The 12,406-nt window shown below is 70.7% G+C and carries 9 protein-coding genes and 1 pseudogene; 1 reads left to right on the top strand and 9 read right to left on the bottom strand.

Features of this window, described 5'->3' with window-relative positions; all coding sequences use genetic code 11:
• Positions 1-8: 8 nt before the first annotated feature.
• From CLT68_RS09015 to CLT68_RS08990, 6 genes and pseudogenes are all read right to left on the bottom strand, one after another.
• The gene (locus CLT68_RS09015) at positions 9-1,310 is read right to left on the bottom strand and encodes an ABC transporter ATP-binding protein (protein WP_088952167.1); all 1,302 of its coding nucleotides are present in this window, start codon (positions 1,308-1,310) and stop codon (positions 9-11) included.
• A 132-nt stretch (positions 1,311-1,442) separates the two neighbouring features.
• Complete coding sequence (locus CLT68_RS09010) at positions 1,443-3,653, bottom strand: bifunctional glycosyltransferase family 2 protein/CDP-glycerol:glycerophosphate glycerophosphotransferase (RefSeq protein WP_099850078.1); 2,211 nt, start codon at positions 3,651-3,653, stop codon at positions 1,443-1,445.
• A 15-nt stretch (positions 3,654-3,668) separates the two neighbouring features.
• Positions 3,669-5,630, bottom strand: coding sequence for a CDP-alcohol phosphatidyltransferase family protein (locus CLT68_RS09005; RefSeq protein WP_099850076.1), 1,962 nt, complete (start codon positions 5,628-5,630; stop codon positions 3,669-3,671).
• A pseudogene (locus CLT68_RS09000) lies at positions 5,627-6,232 on the bottom strand (ABC transporter ATP-binding protein); the annotation flags it as partial. The pseudogene CLT68_RS09000 and the gene CLT68_RS09005, both read right to left, overlap by 4 nt.
• Positions 6,233-6,374: 142 nt before the next feature.
• A complete protein-coding gene (locus CLT68_RS08995) occupies positions 6,375-7,202 on the bottom strand; it encodes an ABC transporter permease (RefSeq protein ID WP_099850072.1) in 828 nt (275 codons plus the stop codon).
• 72 nt (positions 7,203-7,274) lie between these two features.
• Entirely contained in the window at positions 7,275-8,645 is a 1,371-nt protein-coding gene (locus tag CLT68_RS08990; RefSeq protein ID WP_099850070.1) for an L-serine ammonia-lyase, read from the bottom strand.
• A 415-nt stretch (positions 8,646-9,060) separates the two neighbouring features.
• Here CLT68_RS08990 and CLT68_RS08985 point away from each other — a divergent pair, with 415 nt between their 5' ends.
• Positions 9,061-9,270: a PspC domain-containing protein gene (locus CLT68_RS08985; protein ID WP_088951236.1), complete on the top strand. Its 210-nt coding sequence runs from the start codon at positions 9,061-9,063 to the stop codon at positions 9,268-9,270.
• A gap of 487 nt (positions 9,271-9,757) precedes the next feature.
• Here CLT68_RS08985 and CLT68_RS08980 read toward each other — a convergent pair whose 3' ends face one another.
• The 3 genes from CLT68_RS08980 to CLT68_RS08970 form a co-directional block, all read right to left on the bottom strand.
• On the bottom strand, positions 9,758-10,603 hold the full coding sequence (locus CLT68_RS08980; RefSeq protein ID WP_099850068.1) for a DUF4230 domain-containing protein: 846 nt from the start codon (positions 10,601-10,603) through the stop codon (positions 9,758-9,760).
• Positions 10,604-10,801: 198 nt separating this feature from the next.
• Positions 10,802-11,965 (bottom strand): acyl-CoA dehydrogenase family protein, encoded by a 1,164-nt coding sequence (locus CLT68_RS08975; RefSeq protein WP_099856949.1) that lies wholly within the window; start codon positions 11,963-11,965, stop codon positions 10,802-10,804.
• A gap of 44 nt (positions 11,966-12,009) precedes the next feature.
• Positions 12,010-12,315 carry a type II toxin-antitoxin system VapB family antitoxin gene (locus CLT68_RS08970; RefSeq protein WP_030329612.1) on the bottom strand — a complete coding sequence of 102 codons (306 nt, stop codon included), beginning with the start codon at positions 12,313-12,315 and terminating at the stop codon, positions 12,010-12,012.
• Between the last annotated feature and the right edge of the window lie 91 nt (positions 12,316-12,406).

Raw genomic sequence — 12,406 nt, 5'->3', positions numbered from 1 at the left:
GCGAGTCGTCAGCGCCAACCCACGTCGATCCGGGCGCCACGCTCGTCGAAGAAGTGCAGCGCGTCCATCCGGACCGAGACGGCGAGCGGATGACCGGCGCTGACCGCCGGGTACGGCGCCAGCCGCACCGCCAGCTCCGCCGGGCGGCGGTGGTGCCGGCCCGGGTCGGGAAGCACGCTGGTCTGGGTGCCGCCGCCACTCGAGGCCTCCTGCGGCTCCACCGGCTTGCCGGTGAGGCGCTGCATCACCGAGCCGAACCGACGCAGGCCGCGCTGACCGACCGGCGGCGATTCGACCGGCGCACCCATCTCGTCGACCACGACCGCTGTCGCACCGATGTCGAGGAACGCCAGCGACTCGTGCCCGTGGTGCTCCAGGTAGCGGATCCGCCCCCGCAGCACGTCGCCGGGGCTGTCCGGGGCGACCGGGGTGAGTGCCTCGGCCCGCATGCCGACCACGATCCGCTCACCGTGGTAGTGCGCCACCGCCCGACTGCGAATGTCGTTCCAGGGCAGGTAGAGCGACTGGTCACCGAGGTTCAGCGTGACGTACCGGTCGAGGTGGACGTAGACCGACGCCTCCAGCAGGTTCATCCGTGGGCTGCCCAGGAAGGCGGCCACGTAGAGCGTCGCCGGCCGGCCGTACACCTGGGTGGGTGTGCCGACGTCCTGGAGCACGCCGCGGCGCATGATGGCGACCCGGTCGGCCATGGTGAGCGCCTCGGCCTGGTCGTGGGTGACGTAGACGGTGGTGACCCCCAGCTCCCGGGTCAGGCCGGAGATCTCCGCGCGCAGCTCGGCGCGCAGGCCGCTGTCCAGATTCGAGAGCGGCTCGTCCATCAGGAACAGGCCGGGCCGCCGGACGATCGCCCGACCCATCGCCACCCGCTGCCGCTGGCCGCCGGAGAGCTGGCCCGGCTTACGGGCCAGCACGTCGCCGATGCCCAGCGCGCTGGCCACGTCGCTGACCCGCTCGTCCCGCGGCTCCTGCTCGATTCCCGCGAGGCGCAGTGGAAAGGCGATGTTGTCGCCGACGCTCATGTGCGGGTAGAGCGCGAAGTCCTGGAAGACCATTGCGATCTTGCGGTCGCGCGGAGGCAGGTCGTTCGCCAACTCCCCGTCGAGCAGCACCGCGCCCTGGGTCGGATCCTCCAACCCGGCGATCATCCGCAGCACCGTCGACTTGCCGCAGCCGGACGGCCCCAGAAGCACCATGAACTCGCCGTCGTTCACATCAAGATTGATGCTGTCGACTGCCAGCGTGCCGTCCCTGAAGACCTTGCTCACGTCCTTGAGCGTGACGGTGCTCACCGTCGTCCCCCCCAGCTCGTCTGCCGAACCCCACAAGACTGTGACCAGGATCATTGGATCCGCACATCGGGTAAACGTCTCATGTTCGACGGATGACGCCGCAATTACACGACAAAGAGACGGACAGCGCGGTCAGCAGCGCGAAGATCGCCCGCTGGGCTCCCCCAGGAAAACCTCACGCACCACCCGTTCCGCCGCGTGCCCGTCGTCCAATGTGCAGAACCGGCCCCGAAAATGCTCACGGGCCTTGGTCGCCGCGTCGGAGCGCACCGCGTCGGAGCGGAACAGGTCGACCAGGTCGGCGAAGGTGGTGGCCACCGCGCCCGGCGGTTCGGCCGTGACGTCGAAGTAGACCCCTCGGGCCAGCCGGTACGCCTCCCAGTCCGGGGTATAGAGCACGATCGGCCGGTCCAGCACCGCATAGTCGAACATCGCCGACGAATAGTCGGTGATCAACACGTCGGCGATCAGGTAGAGATCCTCCACCCGTTGGTGGCCACTCACATCGCGAACCCGTTCCCAGTCCGCCGGCCGACCGGGGCGACGGTCACGGTCGTGGAAATAGTGGCTGCGCATCAGCAGCCGGCCCGAGTCACCCAGCACCCGCAGGAACCGGTCCGGGTCGAACGGTGGCCGGTAGCCGGGAAGGTGCTCCCGGTGTGTCGGGGCGTACAGCACGACCTGCTCGTCGGGGCCGACGCCGAACTCCGCGCGCAGCCGACGCACCTCGTCCGGACCGGCCGTCACCAGGCGGTCGTTGCGCGGGTAACCCACCTCCAGAGTCGTGTACGTGGCCGGGTACGCCCGGTCCCACATCTGGGTGGAGAAGCTGTTCGCGCTGACGCTGTAGTCCCAACGGTCCACCCGGCGCAGCAGCCCGGCGAAGTCCATCCGACCCGCGCCGATCGGGTAGCGCTGCTGGTCCAGCCCCATCACCTTGACCGGGGTGCCGTGGTGGGTCTGCAGGTGCACCTGCTCCGGCCGCTTGCGGACGAAGTCCGGAAAGTTGACGTTGTTGACCAGCCACCGGGCGCGGGCGAGGACCCGGTAGTACGCCGGCGTGCCGGCGACCACGTATTCCACCCCGGCCGGCACGCTGTCCACCCGGTCCCGGCGCACGATCCACACCCCGCGCACCCCCGGCGCCAACGTCCGGGCAGCCTCGTAGATCGCCGCCGGGTTGCAGGAGTAGCCCCGGAACCAGTAGGCGGCGTACACCGCGAGCGTCGGGTCGACCGGCCGACGCAACTCGGCCCGGTAGTACTCGCGCAGCAACCCGTCGCGGGTCAGCCGGGCACCGCGGCGCGCCACCGGGCCGACCCGACGCCGGGCGGTGCGGGTCTGCCGACGGGCGGCGTCGCGGGCCCGGCTGGCGGCCCGCAACGCGCTGAAGGTGCGCCAGCGGCCGGACGCGACGAGCCGGTGTTTGATCCCCTCCACCCCGTCCGGCACCGGATAACCGCCGGCCGGCAGCCAGCGCTCGTAGTCGGCGGTGATCTGCGCGAAGAACGCCGGTCGCAGCTCCGGGGCGATCCGCTGGCCGTTGCCCAGCACCGTCAGGTAGTGCCAGATCATCCGCTCGAAGACCGCCGGCCGCAGGGCGTCCGTCGCCGAGCCCCACGCGTCCATCAGGTGGAAGACCCGGTGCCACTGTGGGAAGACCTCGAAGTGCCGGTCACCCCGGGTCCGGGTGATCGCGCCGGCGCGGCGTTGCCGGTAGTTGACGCACACCCGATCGAGTACGCCGATCCGCTGCGCCGCCATCAGCACCGGATAGCTGAACGAGACGTCCTCGTACCAGCCCGGCGCGAAGCGCAGCCCCAGGCCGGCCAGGAACTCCCGGCGGACCAGCCGGTTCCACGCGGTGTGCAGCAGGTGCATCGCCTCCGGCCGGTCCCGCAAGCGGAAGGTGTCCGCGCCGGGCGACTCCGGGAACACCTCGGCCATCGCGCTGCGGGTCGCTGTGTCGTTCCAGTGGGTGCGGACGTGGTCGACCAGCAGCACGTCGGGGCGGGTCGCCCGCAACCGCTCGGCGACCTCGGTCAGGCACTCCGGCGCCAGCCAGTCGTCGCCGTCGAGGAACCACACGTACTCGCCGACGGCCCGGTCCAACCCGATGTTGCGGGCTGGACCGAGGCCGACGTTCTCCGACAGCCGAACCGAGCGGACCCGCTGGTCGCGGGCCGCGTACTCGTCGATGATCTCGCCGCTGGCGTCCGGCGAGCAGTCGTCGACGGCGATCACCTCGATGTCGGTCTCCGGCTGACCGAGAACGGAATCCAGACATTCACGCAGGTATCCCTGCACACGGAAGGCCGGCACCACGAAGCTGATCAGGGTCATCCGGCCGTCCCTCCGTCAGTGCGGCGCGGCACCTCCAGCGCCCACCGGCGCCACCGACGCCCGCGCGCTACGGGCCGGTCGCACGAACCAGGCCAGGACGACGCTCACCACGAAAACCACGAGAAGGTACGCACCGAGTGTAGCCAGCCCGATACCCACGATGCCGGCAATCGCCGCGAGGGCCAGCAGCGCCGAGCGCCCCTCCCAGCCCAGCGTGAACGCGTGCAGCGGCGGTGCCGCCTGCCGCTTCTCCAGCCGGGCCGTCAGGTCGTAGTGGTGCACGGTGAGCACGAAGACGTACCCGAAGATCAGCCAACCCGGCGCCTCACCGACCACCCCGACCGCGATGGCGAACAGGTACTCGGCGGCGCGCAACGCCGCGGGCACCAGCCAGTCCAGCGGACCGTTGTGCGCGGCCCCCGCGCCCAGGCCGCCGACCAGCAGCACCAGCAGCGCCACCGGCACCGCCCAGCGCAGCCCGTCCGGCGAGTCGCCCCACAGCGCCGCGACCAGCAGCACCGCCGGGCCGAGCGCGGCGATCACCGCCAGGGTCAGCGGCCCCATCGGGCGGACCACCGGCAGCCAGCGGGCCAGCGGGCCGTCGTCGCGGTGCAGGGTGGCGTCGACCGTGTCCAGCACCGGCACCCGCATCCAGCGGGCCCGCAACGTCCGCAGCGCCCCGGTGTACGCGAACGCCAGCACACCCCAGACCAGCACCGCGATCAGGCTGACCAGCGGGTTGAACAGCGCAACGGTCAGCGCGATCAGCGCCCACCGCTCGCCGATGGGGAAGACGACGGTCCGCTTCAGCCAGTACGACAGCGAACCGGTGTCCGCCTGCACACGGGTCGACGCCGCGTTGAGCCGGTCACCGATCCCGCCGCTGGCACCCGCCGCAGCTCTCGGTCGACGGGCCGCCTCGTCGTGCAGCACCCCGTACCAGGTGTCGGTCATGTGCCGGACGGTCTGCAACGTCATCGCGGCGATCGCGAGCGCCCAGCCGTTGCCCAGCCCGGCGTGGCTCACCCCGAAGCCCAGCCCGGCGTAGACCAGGTATTCCTTCGCCCGGTCCGCCATTGTGTCCAGCCAGCCACCCCAGGCGCTGAAGTGCCGGGTGTAGCGGGCCAACTGGCCGTCCACGCAGTCGAGCACGAAGCCGAGGTAGAGCAGCACCGCGCCGCCGACCAGCGCGGGTCGCCCACCGACCCCGAACAGCACCGCCGCAGCCAGCGCGAACAGCACCGAGATCGCCGTCACCCCGGTCGGGGTGAGCCGCAGCCGGGCCGCCCACCGGACCACGTACGGGGACCAGGTGCTGACGAAGTAGGTGGAGAAGAAGTCGTCCTTCTCCTTCACCGACAGCCGCAACTCGGCCCGGTCCTCGTCGACAGCGGTCACCGCCGCCTCGGCAGCGGTCAGCTCGTCCTCGTCCTCGACCCGGCGGGCGACGAGCAGGCGTACCCGCTGAGCGAAGATCAGCGTGCCGAGCGCCGCGAGACCCGCGAAGAGCCGGTCCACGGCGGACCCGGCGCCACCCGCAGCGGCGCGGGCGGCTGCGGCGAGGGTCGGCAGGTCGTCCACGCCGACCCGCAGCGCGCCGCCGAACACGCCGGTGGCGGCCCCGTCGAGGGCGTCCAGGGCGCCAGCGTCGACCACCTGGCCGCGTTCCTCCCGCACGGCAGTGCGCCCGGGCACCGGCGGGTCGCCCAGCACCAGCGCCACCGTGGGCCCCACCGGGCTGGTGGCCAGGTGCCGCAGCACGGCGGTGTGCGCCACCAGGTCGGTGCCGGTTACCAGCACGGGGGCGGTGGCGGTGGCGACCAGCGCGGTCAACTCGTCGAGGGTGGCGGCGAAGCGCACCTCGTCGGCACCGGCCCGGCGCAACTGGGCGGCCAGGCGGTCGGCCAGCGGCTCACCGGTCGCGGTGGTCAGGCCCGCTGCCGGCGACCCGGCGGCGAGCACGATCGCGAGCGTCACCGCGGGACCGCGGCGTGGTACGCGTCGAGCGCCTCGGCGATCGTGCCATCGAGCGTCAACCGGCCCGCGTCGAGGTGCAACCCCCGACGACAGAACCGGGTCAGGTCCTTTTCGTTGTGTGACACCAACACCAGCGTGCGCCCCTCCCCGAGCAGACGATCAATCGTCGCGTAACACTTCTTACGGAACTCCGCGTCCCCGACCGCGGTCACCTCGTCCATCAGCAGGATCGGGTGCGGCAGGTGCGAGATGATCGCGAAGCCGAGTCGCACCTTCATACCCGACGAGTAGTGCCGGACCGACGTGTCGATGGCCCGCTCCACCTGCTCACCGGCGAACTCGACGATCTCGTCGAAGTGCCGCTTCAGGTAGCCCGTCGACAGCCCGTGCAGGCCACCGACCAGGTGCAGGTTCTCCCGCCCGGTCAGGTCGTTGGAGAAACCGGCGGACAACTCCAGCAGCGGTGCCACCGCGCCGTGCACCCGGATGTCGCCCTCGTCGGGGATGAGCACCCCGGCGATCAGCCGCAGCAGGGTGCTCTTGCCGGTGCCGTTGCGGCCGATCACGCCGACCGTCTCGCCGGGTTCGATGGTGAACGACACGTCCCGCAACGGCCAGAACTGGCCGGGCAGGGCACCGCGTGCACCCCGGTGGATGAACAGCTCCCGCAGGCGCAGCTGACGGCGACGGTTCCGCACGAACCGGATGCCCAGGCCGTCGGCCTCGATGATCGGGGTGGCCACGTCAGAGTTCCTTGAGCACTGCGGGTTCCAACCGGCGGAACGACCACCAGCCGGCGGCCAGCACCAGCAGGCTGCCGACGACGGTGGTGGCGAGCAGCCGGGCGTCCGGGAACTCGTCCGGGTACCAGATCGCGTGATGCATCTGGAAGATCCCGACCAGGGGGTTCAGCTCGTACACCACCTTCAGCCAGCCGGGCAGGCCGGACTCGCGGACCAGGCTGAGCGGATAGATGATCGGCGTGGCGTAGAAGAGCACCCGGATGATCAGCCGCATCAAGCGTTCCACGTCGCGCATCAGCACGTTCCAGGCGGACAGCAGCAGGGCGAGCCCGGTCAACAGGACGGCCTGGACGGCCACCGCGAGCGGCAGGGAGAGCAGCGACCAGCCGGGGTGGATCCGACCGTGCACCGCGTAGATCACCGCGATGGCGATCAGGATCGGCAGGCCGGCCGCGTACTCGGCGAACCGGCCGGTGACCCGGCCGATCGGGAAGATCTGACGCGGCACGTTCATCGTGGTGATCAACCGGGACTGGCCGGTCAGCGCGTTCGTGGCCTCGCTCAGGGCCGAGCTGGCCCACATCCAGGCGAAGATGCCGGTGATCAGGAACAACGGGTACGACCCCGCCGCCTCGCCGAGATGCCGGCCGGTGTCGCGGGAGTAGAGCACCCCGAACACGAACCAGTAGATGGCGCCCATGCCGAGCGGCTCGATCAACGACCAGAAGTAGCCCAGCACCGACTGCTGGTACTTGACCGCCAGGTCCCGCCTGACCAGGATGCGCAGCGAGTTGCGGTGCGACCACAACGCCGCGACGCCAGAGGTCACCGCGAGCCTCCCGCCTCCTGAAACGGACGACAGGTTAGCAGTCGGTGAACGAATGCCCCGAATCGACCGGACTCAGCACTCGATCACATTGACGGCCAGACCGCCACGCGCCGTCTCCTTGTACTTGACCTTCATGTCGGCGCCCGTCTCCCGCATGGTCTTGATGACCTTGTCCAGCGACACCTTGTGCACACCGTCGCCGCGCAGCGCCAGCCGGGCGGCCGTGATCGCCTTGATGCTAGCCACCGCGTTCCGCTCGATGCAGGGGATCTGCACCAGGCCACCCACCGGGTCGCAGGTCAACCCGAGGTTGTGCTCCATCCCGATCTCGGCCGCGTTCTCCACCTGCTCCGGGGTGCCACCGAGCACCTCGGCCAGCCCCGCCGCCGCCATCGAGCACGCCGAACCGACCTCACCCTGGCAGCCCACCTCCGCACCGGAGATCGAGGCATTCTCCTTGAACAACACCCCGATCGCGCCGGCCGTCAGCAGGAACCGCACCACACCGTCGTCGGACGCCCCCGGCACGAACCGGGCGTAGTAGTGCAGCACCGCCGGAATGATCCCGGCCGCCCCGTTGGTCGGCGCGGTGACCACCCGGCCACCGGCGGCGTTCTCCTCGTTGACCGCCAGGGCGAACAGCGTCACCCAGTCCATCGCGTGCAGCGGGTCGGGCGTCCCGGCGTCCGCCTCCAGGCCGCGCCGCAGCTCCGCCGCGCGCCGCCGGACCTTCAACCCCCCAGGGAGTACGCCGTCGCGCTCACAGCCGCGCTCCACGCACTCCCGCATCACCCGCCAGATCTCCAGCAGGCCCGCCCGGATGTCCGCCTCGCTGCGCCAGGAACGCTCGTTGGCCAGCATCACCTCGCTGATCGACAGCCCGGTGCGGGTGGTGACCTCCAACAGTTGCGCCCCGGTCAGGAACGGGTACCGCACCACTGTGCTGTCCGGCTTGATCCGGTCCGCGCCGGCCGCGGCCTCGTCCACCACGAACCCACCACCGACGGAGTAGTAGGTGCGACTGCGCAGCTCGGCACCGGCCCCGTCGTACGCCGCGAAGGTCATCCCGTTCGGGTGGTACGGCAGCGATCGGCGACGGTGCAGCGTCAGATCCCGGTCCGGGTCAAAGTCGATCTCGTGGGCGGCCAGAATGTTGATCCGCCGCTCGCCCCGGATCCGTTCGACCCGAGGGCCGACGGTGTCCGTGTCGACAGTCTCCGGCGACTCACCGGACAACCCCAGCAGCACCGCCGGGCCACTGCCGTGCCCGTGCCCCGTGGCACCCAGCGAGCCGAACAGCTCAGCCTGCACCCGTGCGACGTCGCTGAGCAGCCCGTCGGCCTTGAGCCCGCCAACGAACGTACGCGCGGCCCGCATCGGCCCCACGGTGTGCGAGCTGGACGGCCCGATACCAACGCTGAAGAGGTCGAAAACACTGATCATGGCCGCGCTTCCTCGCCGTCGTCCCGGCGTACGGGACCCGGCCGGGTCGTGACCGCCGGTCTGACGGCCCCGCTCGTGACCGCCCGGGGTATGGGTGCCGGTCACCCGGGGTGTGGGTGGCCGATCTGCCAGCCTACCCGGCCCAGCTCAAAGCCCACCCGGCCACCGGGAGGCGAGCACCTGACCGCCGTCTCGCGGCCATTGCAAGATCACGAGAGCGCGGGCGCGGGTGGCTCGGGTTCGGGCCCGCTCGGGCTTGGGCGGGTCGCGGGGAGGCATCAGCGAGGGGCTGCCCGGGTAAAGCACCTACGGGTCCACGGGTCACCGCTCATCCTCGGGACCGAGGGCGAGGTGGCCACCCCCTTCTACCGTGGATTGCAGACGCGGCGCACTGCCGCAGAGTGGGAGTACGACGATGAGTCGCAAACTGGTCCGGCCCCGCGAGGGGCGCATGCTCGCCGGTGTCTGCGCCGGCCTCGGTCGGCGGTTCGGCATGTCCGCCGGGATGGTCCGGCTGCTGTTCCTGCTGTCCCTGCTGCTGCCCGGCACCCAGGTGATCGTCTACCTGGTCCTCTGGGTTCTCATGCCGAACGAGGATCGCTACCTGGCCTCCACCCAGCACTGACCCCCACCCCTCAAGCGCGCCGTGCCAGCGGCGCCGACGTCGAGGCGACATCGCGTCCGGGAGGCCACTACAACCCTGTTGTAGTGGCCTCCCGCACGTCCAGGGCCCCCATTTCCAGGAACTTGCGGGCAGAAGCCCTCGCCAACTCCATCCGAAACCGCCGCTCGAACCAAAGCCCCACCCCACCCCGCCCCGCCCCCACCCCCCGCCCCCGCCTCAGCCCGGGCAGCAACTTCACCGATGTTGCTGCCTCAGCAGCGCCCGAGGCACCAACTTCCCCGAAGTTGCTGCCCACCTCGCCGTTGATCCACTCGGGTTTGCTGATTCCGCGGTGTCCAGGTGCCGGCGATACCCGAGTGGATCAAGGAGCGCACACGCCGCTCGGCAGAGCGCGGGCTACCAGCCGCGAATGCCAGCGGTCCCGATGGAGAAGCGCCCGCTCCGACGGACGTCGGGGCGGGCGCTTCCGCGGTTGGGTTGTCGCCGGTCAGGGAGCCGTGTAGGTGACCGTGATCTGTTGGTAGCCGAGGGAACGCAGCAGCCCCTCCAGCATCTTGCGGGTGTTCTCCTCGGCTCGGGCGGAGAGACCGCTGTCGCGGGCGGCGGCGGTGATCCGCTCCTCGGCGAGCTGGTAGACCTGCTGCTGCCGGTTGGGGTCGTTGCCGACCAGGTCACCGAGCCGGTTGAGCAGACCGCGCTGCTCCGCGAAGACGTAGCTCTTCTCCATGTCGAGGTTGGTCTCGCCGAGCTGCGGGGCGGGCAGTTTGATCTCGACGGACTTGCCGTCGGCGGACTGGACGACAGCACCCTCACCGATCTTGGTGAAGTCGACGTACGCCTCGATGCTGCCGGCACCGACGAACAGGGTGCGCTCGTTGAGCAGGAAGTCGGGAACGTTGCGCCGGTCGTTCTGGGTGTCGACCACGACCTGGAAGTTGCCTTCGGCCGCCACGTAGCGGCTGAGGTCCTGGATCGACTTCAGCAGTGGTGGCTGGCTGCGGTCGGTCTGCTCCTTGGCGAACGGGTTGCGGAAATCCGGCAGGATGCCGGTCGCCTGGATGCCGAGCAGCACGACCACGGCCAGCGCGGCGGCGCCGAGCAGCAGGAGCAGGCCACGGGCCGCGCCACCACCACCCGTCGGGCCACCGCTGCCACCCATCGGGCCACCGGGGCCACCCATCGGGCCACCGGGGCCGCCCGTCGGGCCACCGGGGCCACCCGGTGTGTCCATGGTCGGCTCGGGTGTCGCGGCCGACCGCTCCTTGAGATCGTCACCGGTCGGGTAACCGGGAAACTCCCTCGTGGGCTCGTTGATGCCAGCGTCGCGGGCCATCACGCTCACCGTCCTCGTCAGACACGTCGTCTGTCAATGACGGTACGGCCCCCGTACGACAGCCGCGCGTCGAGCGGCCGAAAAGCACAAACGGGTAGGTCACGCGCGGGCAGGTCACGCGCGCGCAGGTCAGCACGCGGGCAGGTCAACCCGGGCAGGTCAACCCGGGCAGGTCAACCCGGGCAGGTCACGCGCGCGTCATGCGAACGCGGAGATCCCGGTGAGTCGCTGCCCGACGACCAGCTGGTGGATTTCGGAGGTGCCCTCGTACGTCAGCACGCTCTCCAGGTTGTTGGCGTGCCGCATGATCGGGTATTCGCCGGAGACACCGTTGGCGCCGAGGATGGTGCGGCACTGCCGGGCGATGGCCAGGGCCTCCCGCACGTTGTTCAGCTTGCCCACGCTGACCTGTTCGGGTCGCAGCCGGTGGGCGTCGGCGAGCCGGCCCAGGTGCAGCGCGAGCAGTTGCCCCTTCACCAGCTCGACGGCCATGTCGGCGAGTTTCGCCTGGGTGAGCTGAAAGCCGGCCAGCGGGCGACCGAACTGGGTGCGGGTGGTGGCGTACGCGAGGGTGGTTTCCAGGCAGTCACGGGCAGCGCCCACCGCGCCCCAGACGATGCCGTACCGGGCCTCGGTGAGGCAGCTCAGCGGCGCCTTGAGCCCGATCGCCTCGGGCAGTTGGGCGTCCGCCGGGAGCCGGACGTCGTCGAGCGCGATCTCGCCGGTCACCGACGCGCGCAGCGACATCTTGCGGCGGATCTCCCGGGCCGTGACACCGGGCGTGTCCATGGGTACGAGGAAACCCCGCACGCCCTCGTCGGTGCGCGCCCAGATCACCGCGGCGTCGGCGATCGGCGCGTTGGTGATCCACATCTTGGCGCCGGTGAGCACCCAGTCGTCGCCGTCCCGGCGGGCGCGGGTGGTCATCGAGGCGGGGTCGGAGCCGTGGTCCGGCTCGGTCAGGCCGAAGCAGCCGATCGCCTCGCCGGTGGCCATCGACGGCAGCCAGCGTTGTTTCTGCTCCTCGCTGCCGTAGCGCCAGATGGCGTACATGGCGAGCGAGCCCTGCACCGAGACCAGGGATCGGAGGCCGGAGTCGCCGGCCTCCAGCTCCTGGCAGGCCAGGCCGTACGCGACGGCGGAGGCGCCAGCGCAGCCGTAGCCGGTGAGGTGCATGCCGAGCAGGCCGAGCTTGCCGAACTCCCGGGCCAGCTCGCGGGCCGGCACCTGGCCCTGTTCGTACCAGTCGGCGACGTGCGGGCGCACCCGGTCGTCGACGAGTTGGCGGACGACGTCGCGGATCTGTCGCTCTTCGTCGGTGAGCGACGGGTCCAGATCGAGCAGGTCCAGCGCAGCGGTCATGGACGCCACCCTAACGAAGGTTCAGCGAGCGACAGAAGGGCTCGTCACTCGATCGGCTCGGAGAGCACCAGCACCCGGGCGTGGATCTGGTTGCGCTGCTGCAGGGCGGCCCGCAACGCGCGGTGCAGCCCGTCCTCGAGGTAGAGCCCACCGTTCCACTGCACGACGTGCGGGAAGAGGTCACCGTAGAAGGTGGAGTCCTCGGCGAGCAGCTTGTCGAGCGCCAGCTCACGCTTGGTGGTGATCATCTGGTCCAGGCGCAGTGGCCGGGGCGGAATCTCCGCCCACTGCTTGAGCGTCAGATTGTGTTCCGGATAGGGACGCCCGTCCCGGACCGCTCTGAAGATCACGACGGCACGCTCCCCTCCCCGTGGCCGGGCCGACCGACGGCGCCGAGCCGGGCCGCGGCGGGCACCGCGCGGCGCGGCACCGATGACCGTG

This window comes from Micromonospora sp. CNZ299 (assembly GCF_002754415.1).
This window is presented reverse-complemented; position numbering and strand designations above follow the sequence as displayed.